This window comes from Tepidiforma sp. (assembly GCF_034432735.1).
Classification (GTDB): Bacteria; Chloroflexota; Dehalococcoidia; order Tepidiformales; family Tepidiformaceae; genus Tepidiforma.
The window spans coordinates 20,588-37,033 of the sequence record NZ_DAOUBJ010000012.1; the positions used below are offsets into that span (position 1 = coordinate 20,588).

General features: G+C 68.2%; 16 protein-coding genes. 7 read left to right on the forward strand and 9 right to left on the reverse strand.

Annotated elements, in window-relative coordinates; all coding sequences use genetic code 11:
* Window positions 1–3 precede the first annotated feature (3 nt).
* The 3 genes from VAE53_RS00880 to VAE53_RS00890 are packed head-to-tail and all read right to left on the reverse strand — an operon-like array spanning window position 4 to window position 2,410.
* Complete coding sequence (locus tag VAE53_RS00880; RefSeq protein ID WP_322817466.1) at window positions 4–789, reverse strand: amino acid ABC transporter ATP-binding protein; 786 nt, start codon at window positions 787–789, stop codon at window positions 4–6.
* Window positions 782–1,522, reverse strand: a complete 741-nt coding sequence (locus VAE53_RS00885) for an amino acid ABC transporter permease (protein ID WP_322817467.1) — start codon at window positions 1,520–1,522, stop codon at window positions 782–784. Before VAE53_RS00885 ends, VAE53_RS00880 begins: the two co-directional genes overlap by 8 nt.
* A gap of 18 nt (window positions 1,523–1,540) precedes the next feature.
* Window positions 1,541–2,410 carry an ABC transporter substrate-binding protein gene (locus VAE53_RS00890; RefSeq protein WP_322817468.1) on the reverse strand — a complete coding sequence of 290 codons (870 nt, stop codon included), beginning with the start codon at window positions 2,408–2,410 and terminating at the stop codon, window positions 1,541–1,543.
* Between the two features lie 144 nt (window positions 2,411–2,554).
* On the opposite strand from VAE53_RS00890, the gene thrB reads away from it, so the two are divergent.
* The 4 genes from thrB to VAE53_RS00910 all read left to right on the forward strand — a co-directional run bounded on the left by thrB (window position 2,555) and on the right by VAE53_RS00910 (window position 7,063).
* On the forward strand, window positions 2,555–3,460 hold the full coding sequence (gene thrB, locus VAE53_RS00895; RefSeq protein WP_322817469.1) for a homoserine kinase: 906 nt from the start codon (window positions 2,555–2,557) through the stop codon (window positions 3,458–3,460).
* Entirely contained in the window at window positions 3,460–3,975 is a 516-nt protein-coding gene (locus VAE53_RS00900) for a GNAT family N-acetyltransferase (RefSeq protein WP_322817470.1), read from the forward strand. The genes thrB and VAE53_RS00900 overlap by 1 nt, the downstream gene beginning before the upstream one ends.
* A gap of 134 nt (window positions 3,976–4,109) precedes the next feature.
* Window positions 4,110–6,548, forward strand: coding sequence for a hypothetical protein (locus tag VAE53_RS00905; RefSeq protein WP_322817471.1), 2,439 nt, complete (start codon window positions 4,110–4,112; stop codon window positions 6,546–6,548).
* Between the two features lie 98 nt (window positions 6,549–6,646).
* Window positions 6,647–7,063 (forward strand): YbaN family protein, encoded by a 417-nt coding sequence (locus VAE53_RS00910; RefSeq protein ID WP_322817472.1) that lies wholly within the window; start codon window positions 6,647–6,649, stop codon window positions 7,061–7,063.
* Window positions 7,064–7,082: 19 nt separating this feature from the next.
* Here the strand turns inward: VAE53_RS00910 and VAE53_RS00915 are convergent, their stop codons facing one another.
* From VAE53_RS00915 to VAE53_RS00940, 6 genes are all read right to left on the reverse strand, one after another.
* On the reverse strand, window positions 7,083–7,547 hold the full coding sequence (locus tag VAE53_RS00915) for an EVE domain-containing protein (RefSeq protein WP_322817473.1): 465 nt from the start codon (window positions 7,545–7,547) through the stop codon (window positions 7,083–7,085).
* Window positions 7,548–8,663: a bifunctional diaminohydroxyphosphoribosylaminopyrimidine deaminase/5-amino-6-(5-phosphoribosylamino)uracil reductase RibD gene (gene ribD / locus VAE53_RS00920; RefSeq protein WP_322817474.1), complete on the reverse strand. Its 1,116-nt coding sequence runs from the start codon at window positions 8,661–8,663 to the stop codon at window positions 7,548–7,550. It abuts the gene before it with no gap.
* Between the two features lie 98 nt (window positions 8,664–8,761).
* Window positions 8,762–9,028, reverse strand: a complete 267-nt coding sequence (locus tag VAE53_RS00925) for a hypothetical protein (RefSeq protein WP_322817475.1) — start codon at window positions 9,026–9,028, stop codon at window positions 8,762–8,764.
* Window positions 9,029–9,133: 105 nt separating this feature from the next.
* Complete coding sequence (locus VAE53_RS00930; RefSeq protein ID WP_322817476.1) at window positions 9,134–9,793, reverse strand: ArsR family transcriptional regulator; 660 nt, start codon at window positions 9,791–9,793, stop codon at window positions 9,134–9,136.
* Between the two features lie 71 nt (window positions 9,794–9,864).
* A complete protein-coding gene (locus VAE53_RS00935; protein ID WP_322817477.1) occupies window positions 9,865–10,512 on the reverse strand; it encodes a hypothetical protein in 648 nt (215 codons plus the stop codon).
* A 119-nt stretch (window positions 10,513–10,631) separates the two neighbouring features.
* Window positions 10,632–12,281: a globin-coupled sensor protein gene (locus VAE53_RS00940; RefSeq protein ID WP_322817478.1), complete on the reverse strand. Its 1,650-nt coding sequence runs from the start codon at window positions 12,279–12,281 to the stop codon at window positions 10,632–10,634.
* A 246-nt stretch (window positions 12,282–12,527) separates the two neighbouring features.
* On the opposite strand from VAE53_RS00940, the gene VAE53_RS00945 reads away from it, so the two are divergent.
* The 3 genes from VAE53_RS00945 to VAE53_RS00955 form a co-directional block, all read left to right on the forward strand.
* On the forward strand, window positions 12,528–13,691 hold the full coding sequence (locus VAE53_RS00945; RefSeq protein ID WP_322817479.1) for an ATP-binding protein: 1,164 nt from the start codon (window positions 12,528–12,530) through the stop codon (window positions 13,689–13,691).
* A gap of 49 nt (window positions 13,692–13,740) precedes the next feature.
* Entirely contained in the window at window positions 13,741–14,862 is a 1,122-nt protein-coding gene (locus tag VAE53_RS00950) for a metallophosphoesterase (protein WP_322817480.1), read from the forward strand.
* Window positions 14,859–16,446, forward strand: a 1,588-nt coding sequence (locus VAE53_RS00955; protein ID WP_322817481.1) for an AAA family ATPase, incomplete at its 3' end; no start/stop codon positions are given. The genes VAE53_RS00950 and VAE53_RS00955, both read left to right, overlap by 4 nt.

Here is a 16,446-nt window from a genome sequence, read left to right on the forward strand (position 1 = left end):
GGGTCAGGTGCGGGTGACGCGGCGGAGGAATTGGCGTGCGCGTTCGGTGGCGGGGTTGGTGAAGAAGCGTTGGGGCGGGGCTTCTTCCTGGACGACGCCTTCGTCGATGAAGACGATGCGATCGGCGGCTTCGGCGGCGAAGCTCATTTCGTGGGTGACGGCGATCATGGTCATGCCGGCGGCGGCGAGGTCGCGCATGACGGCGAGGACTTCGCCGACGAGCTCGGGGTCGAGGGCGCTGGTGGCTTCGTCGAAGAGCATGAGGCGGGGCTGCATGGCGAGGGCGCGGGCGATGGCGACGCGCTGCTGTTGGCCGCCGGAGAGCTGGGCGGGGTAGGCGTCGAGCTTGGAGGCGAGGCCGACGCGCTGGAGCATGGCGATGGCGCGTTCGCGGGCTTGTTCCCGTGGGAGGTGGAGGACGTGGACGGGGGCTTCCATGACGTTGCCGAGGGCGGTGAGGTGGGGGAAGAGGTTGAAGCGTTGGAAGACCATGCCGATGCGGGCACGGATTTGTGCGATTTCGCGTTCGGGGGCCTCGACGAGGCGGCCGTGGCGCTGGCGGTAGCCGATGGGTCGGCCTTCGAAGAGGATGGTGCCGGCGTCGATGCGTTCGAGGTGGTTGATGCAGCGGAGGAGGGTGGATTTGCCGGAACCGGATGGGCCGAGGATGGCGACGACTTCGCCTTCGGTGACGGTGAGGTCGATGCCGCGGAGGACTTCGTGGCGGCCGAATCGTTTGCGGACGTTTTGGAGGAGGAGCAGGGGGCTGGTGGGGGATGGGTCAGTCATGGGGGCCGAAGGCGAGCCAGCGCCGGGGGGCGGAGGCGCTGTAGCTGGCGGGCCCGTAGCGGTGCTCGAGCCACGCTTGGAAGACGGAGCCGAGGGTGGTGAGGACGAGGTACCACCCGCTGGCGATGATGAGCCATTCGAAGTAGCGGAGGGTGGAGGAGTATTGGAGTTTGGCGACGAGGAAGAGTTCGCTGACGGAGATGAGGGAGACGAGGGAGGAGTTTTTGAGCATGGCGATGAATTCGTTTCCGGTCGGAGGGATGATGACGCGGAGGGCCTGGGGGAGGATGATGCGGCGCATGGCGAGGCGGTAGGTCATGCCGAGGGAGCGGGCGGCTTCGAGCTGGCCGGGGTCGACGGATTGGATGCCGGCGCGGACGATTTCGGTCATGTAGGCGCCTTCGTTGATGGCGAGGGCGAGGATGCCGGTCTGGAAGGGGGAGAGCTGGCCATTCCAGGGGAGCCAGGAGGGCCACACTTGGGGGAGGGCGAAGTACCAGAAGACGATTTGGACGAGGAGGGGTGTGCCGCGGAAGAACCAGATGTAGGCGAGGGCGAGGGCACGGACGGGCGCGGCTTTTGCGACGCGGGCGAGGGCGAAGAGGGTGCCGAGGAGGATGCCGAGGGCCATGCCGATGGCCGAGAGCTGGAGTGTCATCCAGACGCCGCGGAGGACGATTTCGGAGAAGAAGTTGGCTCCGATATAGGTCCAGCTGACGGCCAGGGGGAGCATGGGGTTGGGGCGGGGCGTTCAGTTGAGGGCGCCGGCTTCGAGGCCCCAGTAGCGGAGGATGGCGGTGTATTTGCCTTTTTCGCGCATGGCGCGGAGGGCGGCTTCGAGGCCCTGGCGGACTTCGGCGTCGTCTTTGCGGACGGCGATGCCGTAGGGGCCGGTGTTGTACTGTTCGCCGACGACTTGGGTGCCGGCGACTTGGCTGGCGCCGTAGGCGGCGACGGGGTAGTCCATGAGGGCGGCGTCGGCGCGGCCGGAGGCGACGGCCTGGATGGTGTCGGTGTTCTGTTCGAAGGTGGTGACTTGGATTTTCTGGCTGCACTTGGCGTTTTGTTCTTCGGCTTCGTCGATTTGGACGGTGCCGACCTGGATGGCGACTTTTTTGCCGCAGAGGTCGGCGAGGGTCTGGATTTTTTCGGGGTTGCCTTTTTTGACGAGGATGCCGGAGCCGGCGACGAGGTATTCGACGAAGTCGACTTGTTGTTTGCGCTCGTCGGTGACGCTCATGGAGGACATGATGACGTCGGCTTTTTTGCTGGTGAGTGCGGGGATGATGGCGTCGAAGGAGGTGTTCTGGACTTCGAGGGTGACGCCCCAGGCTTCGGCGATGCAGCGGGCGAGGTCGATATCGGCGCCGATGGCTTCGTTGGTGCCTTCTTTGACGAATTCCATGGGGGCGTAGCTGAGGTCGCTGGCGACGATGAATTTTCCGGCGGACTTGATGCGTGCGGGGGCGGCGACGCCGAGGTCGGTGCAGGAGACGTTGGCGCGGACGAGGTCGGTGCGGGAGCCGGTGTCGCCGTTGTCGTCGCCGCCGCAGGCTGCGATGAGTATCGGGAGGATTGCGAGGGTGGCGAGGGCGAGATGGAGGTTGGTTCGACGGAGCACGGGGCACCCCCGGGAATGGAATGTGGGGAACTATGGCACGAAATTGGTGGTTGGGGAAGGCGGGCTGGGGTGGGGGGTTGGTGGTTGGGTGGGGTCGGTTGGTACCATTCGGGCTTTGGGATTTGGGTTTTTGGGAGGGTTTCGATGCCGTCGACGGCGATCACGGTTCGGGTACCTGCGACGAGCGCGAATTTGGGCGCGGGGTTCGATTGTCTGGGCCTGGCGCTGGATATGTTCGCCTCGGTGACGGTGATCTTCAGTGAGGCGGAGCAACCGCCGCCGGAGGATGTGGGGGAGAAGATGGTGGTCTCTGCTGTTCGGCATGCGTACCAGCGGTTGGGGAAGCCGATGCCCGGGGTGCGGGCGGTGTATCAGGTGGCGATCCCGCTGGGCCGCGGGTTGGGGGCGAGCGCGGTGGCGCGGGTGGCGGGTTTGCTGGCGGTGAACGAGTTCGAGCGGAAGGTGTTCGACGAGCAGGCGTTGCTGGATTTGGCGAGCGAGCTGGAGGGGCACGGGGACAATGCCTGTCCGGCGCTTTTCGGTGGGCTGCAGGTGTGTGTGTTGGGTGCCGATGGGCACTTTGTGCGGGCGCCTTCGCGTTTTCCGGCGGAGGCGCAGATTGCGCTCTTGATTCCGGATCATTCGATGCCGACGAAGGAGGCGCGCAAGGCGCTCCCGGAGAGCTATTCGAAGGCGGACACGGTGCACAATATTGGGCGTGCGGCGCTGTTCGTGGCGGCGATGGCTTCGGGACGCTTGGAGCTACTGGCGGAGGCGACGGACGATCGGGTGCACCAGCGGCAGCGTGCGGCGCTCTTCCCGCCGTTGTTCGATATTTTTGCGGCGGCGCGGAAGGCGGGTGCGTATGCGGCGTGGTTGAGCGGTGCTGGGAGTTCGGTGGCGGCGATCTGCGGGGAGGGCCCGGCGCGTTCGGTTGCGAATGCGATGCTGGCGACGGCGCGGGCGGCGGGGTACGAGGGGCGGGCGCTGGTGACGCGGATCGCGCGGGAGGGGGCGACGGTTTCGCGGGTGGAGCTGGTGGAGGGGTGATGGGCGTTCGGTTCGCTGAGCCTGGGGATCTGGACACGATTATCGAGCTGGTGCGTGCGCTTGCGGAGTACGAGCGCGAGCCGGATTCGGTGCGGCTGGAGCGGGAGGCGTTCGCGGGGTATCTGTTCGGGGAGCGTCGGTATGCGGAGGTGCTGTTGGCGGAGGACGATGGGGAGGTGGTGGGGTTCGCGCTGTTTTTCTCCAGTTTCAGTACGTGGGAGGGGAGGCCGGGAATCTATCTGGAGGATTTGTTCGTGCGGCCGGCGGCGCGGGGCAGGGGGCATGGGCGGGCGCTGCTGGGGCGTCTGGCGGCGCTGGCGATGGAGCGGGGCTGTGCACGGGTGGAGTGGGCGGTGTTGGATTGGAACGAGCCGGCGATCGGGTTCTACCGAGCGCTGGGGGCGGTGCCGCTGGAGGAGTGGACGACGTTCCGTTTGAGCGGGGCAGCGTTGGGGGAGCTGGCGCGTAAGGGGCGTGAGGGGCGGAATTCGGGGAAAATCCTGAGTGACGGGTAGGGCGGATGTTGGTTTGGTGTCGGGGCGCGGTGGTATAGTGGCGGACGGTGCCGGCGGGGTCCTGGCAGTTCGGCTGCCGGGGGCACTCTGACGCTTCCCCGTGACCAACTCTGTGAGCTGGAGGACGGTCGCCCTTGACCGAGCCACTCCAGGTTGGCCAGTTCGCGATCGTGGATCACGAACCGGTCGACCGGGGGCCGAATGCCGGGGTATTCCACGGCCGCGGCCCCGCCGACGACCGCGTGGAGCTGTATATCGTGGCCGAGGGCACGACGCCCGCGGGTGAGGCTTTCGCGGGCCACGTTGTCTCGGCGATGGTGCAGGCGCTGGCGGGGCTCGATATGAGCCTGACGGGGACGGTGCGGCGGCTGTTCGCGGAGGCGGAGCGGCTGACGGCGGAATGGAACCGGAAGAGTATTGCGCAACACCGGGTGGCGTTGGGCATCAGCTGTTTGGCGCGGCGTGGTGGCCAGGCGGTGCTGGCGCAGGCAGGCCCGGCGGTGGCGCTTGTGTATCACGGGGGAGTGGCGGCGATGCTGCGGCCGGAGCCGCCGTTCGATCAGCCGCTGGGGAGCGGGAAGGGGCCAGGGCCGTTGTTGCGGCGGCTTTCGCTGGAGGAGGGCGACCGGATTTTGCTGTTCTCGACGCCGGCGCTGGGGGTGGTGGAGGAGGAAGTTTTGCGGGGGATTGCGGGGCTTCCGGTGGAACGGATTCTGCCCGATCTGTATCACCGGGTTCAGCAGCTGCGGCACGAGACGGTGGTGTTGGTGGCGGTGCCGGCGCGGAGTGGGCGGCGGGAGGCTGCGGCGGAGCGGGAGGAAGCGCAGGGCGAGGCGGCGGTGATCGATGCGACGGGTGGCGATCCGGCGGGGGCGAGCGAGCGCCGGCAGTATCAGCCGAGCCTGTTCGTGGAGGACGAGCTGCAGGCGACGGTCTTGGAGGCTCGGAGGGAATTGGCTCGGACGGCGCCGCGGGTGCTGGCGATCCGGGCGCCGGTGGCGCAGCTGGAGGAGGAGCCGGTCGAGGAGCCGCTGGCGGCGGCGGTGGGGGAGCGGCGCGCGCGGCTGGCGCGGATGGTGGAGGAGGGGAGGAATCGGGCGTATGCGGCTTCGGCGGTATACGGTGCGGAGCGGCTGAGCCCGGCGCCGGGGGGTGCTTCGGGTTCGACGGGGGGGCTCCCGCCGGCGATACCACGCCGGAGCTTGCGTTCGGAGAGTTTTACGCGGGGGCTTGCGCCGGCGGGTGGGCCGAAGCCAACGCCGACGCCCGAGGTGGCCGACCTTCCGCTGGTGGACGAGCTTGCGGCAGAGCGGCGCGGACGCCCGGCGGCCGGGCTTCCCCCGGCGGCCTCGGTGGCGCGGGAGGCCGGGCTGGCGCCGGGGTCGGGGACGCTGGTTCGGGTGCGCTCGTCGATGGGTGGTCGTTGGCGGGGCTCGGGGACTTTGGACCGGCCGCGGCTCGGCGCTTATGCGTTGCCGCCGACGTGGGCGGTGATCACGGCGGGGCTGGCGGTGTTGCTCTTGCTGGTGGGGTTGATGACGGTGCCGTCGATGATCGAGGGTGACCGGGGGGCGGAGTACGGGAATCTTTTGGACCAGGCGGCGCAGAAGTTGGCGATTGCGCGGGTGGTGGAGGATCCGGGACAACGACGGACGGCGCTCGTCGAAGCGCAGGCACTGCTTTTGAAGGCACGGGAGATCGAGTCGGCGGACCCGCAGGCCGAGACGCTGTTCAACGAGGTGGCTGGCGCGCTGAACGAGATGGACCGGGTGGTGCAACCGGCGGGGGTGGAGACGGTCGCTGCGTTGGACCGATTCGGGGCCCGTCCGATCGCGCCGTCGCGGATGGTGGCGGGGCCCGGGCATGTGTACATCCTCGACGCGGCGACGCCGCAGGTGATCGAGGTGGCGGTGGGGGACGGTTCGGCGCTTGTGGTCTACGGGGAGGACGAGGCGGCTGGGAAGGGGCGGCCGATTGCGGTGGCTTGGCTGGAGGCGAGCGATCGCGGGGGTGGTGGGCTGCTGGTGATGGACCACGCGAACCGGCTGTGGGCTTGGGAGAATGGGGCGCTTTCGGCGCTGGCGTTCAATGCGCCGTCGGGGCTGACGGTGACGGATATGGCGGTGGCCGGGCGGGATCTTTTTGTGCTGGATGCGCCCCATCGGACGGTGTACCGGTGGGTGCAGGAGCGGGACGGTTTTCCGAACCCACCGACGAAGGTGCTCGAGACGGAGGAGCTGGAGCGGGCTCGGAGGCTGTTCGTGGACGGCGAGATTTTGACGGCGGATGCGGATGGCTCGCTTCACCGGTACATCGGTGGGGGTGTTGCGCTGACGCTTTCGCAGGCGGGGATCGACCGGAAGCTGGTAGCGCCGGAGACGCCGCAGGCGATGTCGGCGACGGAGATCGCGGTGTTGGACCCGGCGAATAGCCGCGTGGTGGTGTTCCGGCGGGATGGTGCATTCGAGCGGCAGTATCGCCACCCGGCTTTCGAGGGGGTGCGGGCGTTGGTGGTGCGGGGCGACGAGGCGTACGTTTTCGCCGGGTCGATGCTTCGGCGGGTGGTTTGGTAGGGCCAGGCGGGGAAGGTGGCCGTTGCCGATCGGCAGATGACGCCGCAATTCGCGCATGGCATACTAACTTTGCAGTGGAGCAGACCGGTTTCACCGGAATGGCAGAATTGGAAGATTCGCCGGATCTCGGGCGGAAGGTTTTGGCGCAGGGGATGCGGCGGTGGGTGTACGTGGGACTTGGAGGACTGCTGGTGGGCGTGGGGGTGTTGGGTATCTTTCTCCCGCTGCTACCTTCGACGGTGTTCTTTTTGGGGGCGGCGGGCCTCTTCGGGAGGAGCTCGCCGGGTGCATATCGCTGGTTGACGACGAATCGTTGGTTCGGCCGGCACCTGCGTGATTACAAGGAGCAGCGTGGGGCGACGCTCGGCGCGAAGGCATGGTCGATCGCGACGTTGTGGGTGGGTATCGGTGTGAGCGAGTACTTTATCGATATCCCATGGGTGCAGCTGCTGCTGGTGGCGATCGGGGCAGCGGTGACGCTGCACGTGATGACGCTTCGCACGATTCGGAACTGACTGCCGGGCTTCGGGGCGGCTAGGCGGTGGGGGCGCCTTCCCGGGCGGCGCGCTGGAAGTCGGCGAGGAGCAGGTCCATATCTTCTTGGGGGATTTCGTGGAGGTTGCCCTGGTAGGCGAGGGTCCAGTTGGCGCGGGGCCAGCGCTGGGTCCAGCGGAAGCGGTCGTGGTAGGGTTCGGCATCGAGCCAGTGTTCTTCGGGGAGGACGATGACGGGTTCGATGGCTGCGCGGTAGGGGTAAAGCTCTTCGGGTTTTTTGGTGCTCTGCCAGATGCGGGTGTGTTCTTCGACGACGGGGCTGGTGACGCGGCAGATGGCGGCGAACTGCTTTTTGCCGGAGATGTAGAAGGCGAGGAGGTCGCCTGGCTGGATGCTGTTCGCCATGTTGCGTCGGGTGCTCTTGAATCCGTGGCGGGTGAAGCCGAGTGCGCGGGTGGTGTCGTAGATTTCGGGTGAGCCAACGACGATCCAGTTGCGGGGCATTCATGCCTCCGGGGTGAGGATGGGCAGGGGCGGCTGCCAGCTTCCAGTGTATCCGCGGACGAGGACGTCGGGTGGGAGGGGTTCGATCTCGACGTTATCGAGGTGGACGATGGGGAAGGGGTGTTGGGGCGGGACGAGGGGGAGGCCGACGCTCCCGAGCAGGCGGGGGGTGACGTAGGCGTGGAGTTCATCGACGAGGTCGGCGTCGAAGAAGGAGGCATGGACGGTGGGCCCGCCTTCGACGATGAGGGACTGGATGTTGCGCTGGCCGAGGGTTTGGAGCAGTTGTCGGAGTTCGAGGCGGCCTTCCGTGCGCTCGAGTTCGAGGAGGGTGATGCCGCGCTGGAGGAGGGCCTGGCGCCATGTGGGAGGGGAGCCGGGGGCGGTGGCGACGATGACGGGTGCGGTTGGTTGGAAGACGCGCGCGGCGGGGTCGGTGCGGCCGCGGGCGTCGAGGACGATGCGGACAGGCTGGCGGGGGGCGGGCTGGCCGTTGGGGCGGGCGGTGAGTGCTGGGTCGTCGGCGAGGACGGTGCCGCTGCCGACGAGGATGGCATCGACGGAGGCCCGGTCGCGGTGGGCGCGAGCGATGGCGGCTTCTCCGGTGAGCCAGGTGATGCCGGCAGCGGGGGCACCGACGGCTCCGTCGAGGCTGACGGCGACTTTGGCGATGACGTAGGGGATTCCGAGTTGGCGCCATTTGAGGTAGGGGCGAAGGAGGTTGGTGACGGCCTCTGCGCCGTCGCCGATTTCGACGTCGATGCCGGCATTTCGGAGGCGCTGGACGCCTTTGCCGCCGACGTGTGGGTCAAGGAGGGCGATGACGACGCGACGGACGCCGGCGGCGATGATGGTTTCGGTGCAGGGGGGCGTGCGTTTGCCGGGGAAGGGGACGCAGGGTTCGAGGGTGCAGTAGAGGGTGGTGCCGCGGGCGTCGGTCCGAGCGAGGGCGTTGGCTTCGGCGTGCGGGCCGCCGTAGGGGGCGGTGGCTCCCTGGGCGATGATGCGTCCGTCGCGGACGAGGACGGCGCCGACCCAGGGGTTGGGCGAGGTGGTGCCGCGGACCGAGGCTGCGAGGTCGATGGCGGCCTGCATGAATGGCGAGGGGGCGCTCATGGGGGAAGGGTACCGGAGGGGAGGCGGACGTGCGTGGCGGGGCGCTCATGGGCGCCCCGCCACCTGCCCGGCGGTAGCCATGCCCCGCCGCCGGAGCCTCAGTTGGGCCGGAGGAACCAGCTTCCGGCGATGGTGGCGAAGCGGCTCGGCTGTTCGAGGTTGGCGAGGTCGCCGGCATCGAGGATGGTTTTCGCTTCGCTTCGGGGGATGTGGTTCTTCCAGATGGGGATGTAGGCGGGGGGTACGATGCGGTCGCCGGAGGCGCCGACGAGGATGGTTGGGGCTTGGATGCGGGGGAGGCGCTTGATGACGCCGGTATCGGGGATGGGCCAGAGGAATTTGGCGGCGGCTTTGAGGTCTTTCATTTCTTGGAGGTAGTTCTCGAGGGGGTCGACGGTGCCGTCGCGGAGGATGAGGTTTTCGCGGCGGGCTGGAGATGGTCGAACGGCCCTGGCCGGCGGGTCGAATGGCTATTCTTGGGGGGAGACTTCGTAGGTGCAGACGGGGTCGCCGGCGAGGCGGTGTTCGGTGCGCTGGACGTGGGTGCCGGGGAGGATGGCTTGGAGGACGGCGCACTCGGCCTCGCAGACTTCGGGCACTTCGCGGGCGAGCTGGAGGAGGGGGCAGTGGCGGAGGACGATGCGGGCAGGGCCGCCATCGGCGATTTCGAGGCGAGGGAGGTAGCCGTAGCGCTCGGCGAGCTCGAGCACGGCGGGGAGGCGGGAGTCGTGTGCGGCGGCGGCGATGTAGTGTTCGGCGAGCTCGACTTGCTGGTCGACGACGCGGGAGAGGATGCGGTCGAGGAGTTGGGGGGACTCGCGGCGGATGGCGGAGACGAGCGCGAGGGAGATATCGGCGTACTGTTGCGGGAAGAGGCTTTCGCCGCGGGGAGTGAGGCGGAAGACGTGGCGGGGACGCCCGGGGCCTTCGCGTACTTTGGTGAAGGTGACGATGCCTTGGGCTTCGAGGGAGAGGAGGTGTTGGCGGACGGCGCCGGGGGACAGGTAGGTTTCGCGGGCGAGCTGGTCGGTCGTGGCTTCGCCGAGGGCTTTGATGGCCATGACGAGTGCCTGGCGGGTGGGGCTCAGGTACTCGAGGCTGCCGCCGTGTGGCGTTTCGCTCCCCAACACGGGGGCAACGATACCTTCAGGCTGCAGATAGCGCGAACGCGAAAGGTTCGTCAGCGCGTTTTCGAATTGATTTAGCGGAAACTCTGCAAGAGGTAGGTGCAAGCTGGTGAACCGTCTGCCCGGGAGCGGAGGCGTTCGACGTGGCCGCCGGGGACGGCGATTTGGAGGACACGGGCTTCGATGGCGCAGACTTCGGCGTGGTCGCGGGCGACGTCGTAGAAGGGGCAGTGGCGGAGGGTGAGCTGCCACTTGCTGCCGGGGAGTGTTTCGAGGAGGGGGTAGTAGCCGAGCTGTTCGAGGGCGCGGAGGAGCTGTTCGATGCGGCCTGATGGTGTCGGTGCGTCGAATGCCTCGGAGGCTTGCTGGAGGCGTGTTTGGAGGAGGGTGTGAAGGAGGGGACGTCGGATGGCGGGGTCGCGCTCGGCGGCTTCGAGGAGCCAGTGGGCGATTCGGGCGGAGCCTTGGGGGAAGAGCGATTCGGCGCGGGGGGTGAGGGCGTAGCGGTTTCGCGGGCGTCCGGGGCCTTCGGGCCGACGGCTGATGGCGACGAGGCCGTGGCGAGCGAGGCCGGCGAGGTGGGCGCGGACGGCGGGTATGGAGAGGTAGGCGACGCGGGAGAGGGCTTCGGCGTCGGCCTCGCCGAGCTGTTTGAGGCCGAGGAGCAGGAGCCGGCGGGCGGGTGGGAGGAGCTCGAGTTGGGGGGTGAGTGTTTCGGCCATCGAATGAATCGATTGGAGGGTAGGGCGAAAGTGGGGGTTGGCGGAGGGCCGAATGGCCCTTCGGGTGGGGGCCGGCCGTCGCGATCGATGAGCGGTCCGGCCGGCCCCGGATGGGGAAATCAGGCGGCCAAAGCGCTTCGTCGATCGGTGAAGCGTTGGCCGCGGGAGTTGTGGGCGAGATTGCCGAAGCGGGCGATGAATTCTGCGAGTTCGGCGGTGGAGCCGGCGAGTGATTGGACTTCTCGGGCGATCTCGGAGACCTGGGCGGCGATTTCTTGGACGCTCGCGGAGACTTGTTCGCTGGCGGCGGCGGATTGCTGGGCGATGGCGGAGGCGTCGGTGACGGCGGCGCGGACTTTTTCGGCGGCAGCGGTCATTTCGGCTGCGCGTTCGGAGGAGTCGCGGGCGAGACTGGCAACGCGTTCGATGACGGTGCCGAGCGTTTCGACGCTGGTTTCGACGCTGGCGGCGGCGCCGCTGATGCGTTCGATTTCTTCGCGAACGGCTGCGGCGGTCTGGACGATGCGGCCAAGGGCTGCGCCGGCGTGTTCGGCGCGGGCAGCGCCTTCTTCGACGTTGGCGATCGAGGCCTCCATGGCGCGGACAGCGCGTTGTGTGCCGTTCTGGACGCCTGCGATGAGTCCGGCGATCTCTTTGGTCGCGACGGCCGTCCGTTCGGCGAGGGAGCGGACGTTTTCGGCGACAACGGCGAAGCCGCGACCTTGTTCACCGGCTCGGGCGGCTTCGATGGCGGCGTTGAGTGCGAGGAGGTTGGTTTGGGCGGCGATGTCGTCGATGACTTGGACGATGGCGCCGATTTGGGAGCCTTGGCGACCGAGGTCTTCGACTTGCTCGGCGGTTTGGCGGACGGTTTCGCGGATGGCCGTCATGGCTTCGACGGTTTGTTGGACGGCTTCGGTGCCTTCGCGCGCCTCGGCGATGGAGGCATCGCCACGCTCGGCGGCGGCGGCGGCGGCTTTGCTGGCCCGGTCGAGGGCGGCGCGAACGGCTTCGCTCGCCCTGACTGCGTCCTCGAGGGCCGACGACTGCTGGGCGGCTGCCCTCGCAACAGAGGTGCTCGCTACGGCGAGCGCATCGATTTCCTGGTTGAGGGCTGACATGGTGGAGGTCTGCGAGGCTGCGCCGCGGGCGACATCGGAGACGGCGTTGGCGATTTCTCGGGCGGCGGTATCGACCTGGGTGATGTTCTGGCCGAGGTTTTGGAGTGGCTCGCCGAGCGTCTCGTGGATGTCGACGAGCTTTTCGAGGACGCCTTCGCTGATGAAGGTTTCGACCGCGAGCGAGGCATCGAGGACGAAGGCCTTCATAAGGGCCGTGGCGGTCTCGGCAAGGGCCTGGCCTTTGAGCTTGCGGGCGAGGAGCGGGAAGAGCAGCTCCGCGTAGGTGCCGTAGTTTCCGACGTTCCAACGAGGTTCGATGAACAGCCTGGCGTGAGTGGCCCCGACGCGGAGGCGATGTTCGAAGTAGTCCTCGTCGAAGCGGGCGTCGAGCAGGCGCAGCAGGTAGTCGAGCTGCGCTGCTTCGAGGCGTGCGCGGTCGGAGCCGGCCCTTCGCACCTTTTCCTGCCACTCGGGAAAGGCGGAGGCATGGTCGTAGAAGCGCTGCACGATCTCTTGCGCATGCGGCCGGAGGAAGGTGGCGGCGTGGCGGATAGCGGTGGCTTCCCGGTCGGCGATGCCGACCCAACGGAGGCGGAGGGCCTGGTCGGCACGGTCGATGTCGAGCCGGTCGGTGAGTCGCTGATTCATGCGGACGGGTTCTCCTCTGGCGGGCTGATGTGCCGAGACGGGAATTCGCCCGGCCGAATCAATCCATCACGGAAGGGGAGGGCCTGGGCATGAGGAGGAACCCCGATTTGGGTGTTCTTGGGATTGATCGATGGGCAATTGGAGTTTTTGGGTTTTTGCTATTACCGAAGAAGATTTTCGAAGAACGGCGTGGTCAGGGAATTCCCTGATATGCGGGCGAGTGACGGCACTGCACGCTCGCCGGCGATGGACGGTGATGCCATGCCGCACTACATCCACGTGGGCGACGCTGCGCAGTCCTGGTTGGAGGCGACGGTGGCTGGGGCGCCGGACGGTGTGCTGTTGATCGACCGGGTCGGGTGCATCGTTCGCATGAACGCTGCGGCGGAGCGGATCTTCGGGTTGCCGTCGAGGGATGCCGTCGGGCGCAGCGTCCAGGAGTTCGTACCGCTGCGGTTCCGGGAGCGGCACGCTGAGCAGATGGAGTCGTTCGTCACGACGGCGGTGGGGCCGCGGGGGATGCAGGAGCGGCAGCCGATTCCCGCACTGCGAGCGAATGGCGAGGAGTTCATGGCGGAGGTTGCGCTCATTCCGGTGACGTTGGAGGGGATGCCCTGCACCGTCTGCATCGTGAGGGACGTGACGGCACGGTTGGAGATGGAGGCGGCGCTCATACGAGCGGAGAAGCTGGAGAGCCTCCGGGTACTCTCGGCTGGGCTGGCCCATGATTTCAACAACATCCTGGCTGCGGTGGTAGGCAACGCTGAGTTTGCGCTTCTGTTGGTGGAGGAAGATTCGCCCGTGCACCTTGCGCTCCACGACATTCGGGAGGCGGGGCGACGGGCGGCGGAGATAGTGCAGCAGATGATCCGCTTCGCCGGGAAGGGAGCGCCGGCTCCGGAGCGCTTGGAGCTCTCGGGCATTGTCGGTGAGACGCTTCAGCTCCTGCGGGGATCGGTGGGGGCGCGGGTCCGAACGGTGACGGATTTCGCCACCGAACCGGTGTTCGTGGTCGCGGACGCGGTTTCGATTCGGCAAGTGGTGATGAACTTGGTGGTGAATGCGGCGGAAGCGATGGCGGGCCAGGGCGGACAGCTCACGGTCCGGACGGGGCGTCGGCTCCTGGACAAGCGCGCGATTCGGGCCTGCCAGCGCGCGACGTGTCGTGGGTGTGGGGCGGCAGCACCGGGGATGTACGCGTTACTCGAAGTGGTGGATACGGGGGTGGGGATGGACGCGGCGACGCGGGAGCGCATTTTCGACCCGTTTTTCAGCACGAAGTTCACGGGGCGGGGGCTGGGGCTTGCGGCGGTGGCGGGTATCGTTTCGGCGCACGGGGGCATGATCCACGTTGCGAGCCGGCCGGGGCGGGGGACGTGGTTCCGGGTGTTTCTTCCGCTGGCCGATTGAGCGCGGGGGTGGGCATGCGGACGCACGGATGTTCTGATATCGTGCGGGGGTGGTGCGGTTCGTCCACAGTTCTGATTGGCAGCTGGGGATGACCCGGCACTTTCTCGGGACGGAGGCCCAGGCCCGCTTCGGGGCGGCCCGGATCGAGGCGGTCGAGACATTGGGGCGGCTGGCCCGGGAGGAAGGGGCGGCGTTCGTGGTGGTGGCTGGGGACGTGTTCGAGACGAACCTGGTGCCGAACGATGTGGTGGTGCGGGCGCTGGATGCGATGGGCGAGGCGGGCGTGCCTTTCTACTTGCTACCCGGGAACCACGATCCGCTGGCGCCCGGCTCGGTGTACGAGTCGGAGCGGTTTTTGCGGCGGAAGCCGGGCAATGTCCACGTGCTGGGCGCGGAGCCGGTGGAGGTGGCGGAGGGGGCATGGTTGGCCGGTGTCCCGTGGCGGAGCAAGCAGGCACCTGGGGCCGCGGCCGTGGAGGAGGTGCTGCGGGCGCTCGGGGCGTGTGCGGGTCTTCGGATTCTGGCGTTGCACGGTCAGGTGGAACGGGGGCCGGACTCGGTAGTGACGGTGGAGCGGGCCTGGGTGGAACGGGCTCTCGGGGAGTACGGGGTGGGGTACGTGGCGTTGGGCGACCGGCATTCGGTGACGGACATCGGTTGCGGGGGGAGGGCGTGGTATTCGGGGTCGCCGGAGCCAACGGATTATGACGAACTGAATCCGGGGAAGGCGCTGGTGGTGGAGCTGGAGTCGGGTGGGTGCCGAGTTCGGGAGGTGGGTGTGGGCCGTTGGCGGTTCGTGGAGCGGGCAGTGGAGATTCACCGCGAGGAGGAGTTGGACGCGGTGGTGGCGGAGCTCGAGCGGTTGCCGGAGCGGAGGCGGACGATCCTGCGCCTCCGGGTGGGAGGCACGGGCGGGCCGGAACTGGTCGCGGCGATCGAGGCGGCGATGGCGGAGCTCGCTCAGTCGTTCGCGGCGGTGGAGCCGTGGGAACGGTACCGTTCCTTCATCGTGCGGGCGGAAGGCGAGGGGTGGGAGTCGCTCGGGCTGACGGGGTTCGCGAGGGAAGCGGCGCGCGAGCTCGATGGCTTGACGGCGGGCGATGGTGAGGATGCGCGCGCCGCGAGCGATGCGCTGACGCTGCTCTATCGGCTGGTTCGGGGGGCGACGTGAGGTACCACCGGGTGACGGTGCGCAATTTCCGGGGGGTGAGCGAGGCGACGGTTGCGTTTCCGGAGGGTCGCCTGTTGGTGATCGAGGGGCCGAACGAGGCGGGGAAGAGCAGTATCGTCGAGGCGATCGGGTTGCTCTTCGACTATCCGGCGGAGTCGACGGCGGAGGAGGTGCGGCGGGTGCGTCCGGCGGGGCGGGACGCGGATCCGGAGGTGGAGCTGGAGTTCACGACGGGGGGCTCGTGGTGCCGGTACCGCAAGGTTTTCGGGCGGCGGGGAACGACGGAGCTGGAGGTGCGGGGAAGCCAGTCACGGAGGTTGGCGGGCCGAGAGGCGCACGACGAGGCGAAGCGGCTTTTGCGGGAGACGACCGACGAGGCGCTGATGCGGGCGCTACGGGTTTTGCAGGGTGAAAGCCTGGCGCCGCCGGACGGGCTGGACGGGAGCGCGGCTTTGCAACGGGCGCTCGATGTCGGCGCGGCGGACGTGACGGGGGAGAACCTGTTCGAACGGGCGCGGCGCGAGTGTCTTCGGTATTACACGGAGAGGGCGTGGCGGGAGACCGGAGAGCTCCGCGAGGCGCGCGACATGAAGCGAGACGCGAAGGAGCGGGTGGAGCACTTGAAAGCGCGGCTCGCGAACGTGGAGCAGCTCGCCCGTCGGGTGATGGAGCTCGAGCCGCAAGCGGCGGCGCTGCGCGAGGAGTTAGCCGTGTTGCGGGGCCGGCGCGTGGAGCTGGAGGCTCAGCGGGTGAAACGGCAGGAAGCGTTGCAGGTGGCGGCCTTGGCACGGAAGAAGGTGGAGGCGGCGCGTGAGCGGCAGCGGAGGTTGGAGGAGGCGGTCGAACGGCGGGCCACAGCGAAGCGCAAGACGGACGACCTCGAGGCAGAGCTCACGAAGACCGAGGCAGCGCTGGAGACGCGGAGCCGGGAAGCACTGGGGGCGATGGAGCGGGCGAACGCGGCCCGGCAACGGGCGAACGCGGCGCACGCCGAGGCAGAGCGACTGGACCGCGACGCGTTGTTGGCGGAGCAGGACTACAGCCACCTGCAGGAGGAATTGCAGCTGCAGCAGATGGTCGAACGGCTGCGGCGGTTGGACGAGGCCGAGCAGCGGGGCGCGGACGCGCGAGCGTTCCTCGACAGGTGCCGGATCGGCCCGGACCAGCTGGCAGAGGTAGAGACGGCGGAGGCGGAGCTGAGGAAGACAGAGGCGCAGCTTCGAATGGCGGCGGCGCAGGTGGAGGTGGAGGGGCCGGCGGGGGCGACGATCTTCGTGGACGGGACTGCGACCGCGCTGACGGAGAAGCCGTTGAAATTCGAGGCGGAGGAGGAGCGGCAGATCGAGCTGCCGGGTGGGTTCGTGGTGGTCGTACGGCCCTCGGTGAGCCAGGGCAAGCTGGAAGAGCGGCTGGCGCAGCGACGGGAGAGCCTCGAAGGGTTGCTGCGCAAGGTAGGCGCCACGACCCTCGAGGAAGCGCGGGAGTTGGAACGCCGCCGCCAAGAGGCGGAGCGGGATATCGCGATGGCGGAGCGGGAGGCGAAGGCAGCCCTCCGCGACCTGCGGGACCGGGTCGACTTGGCAG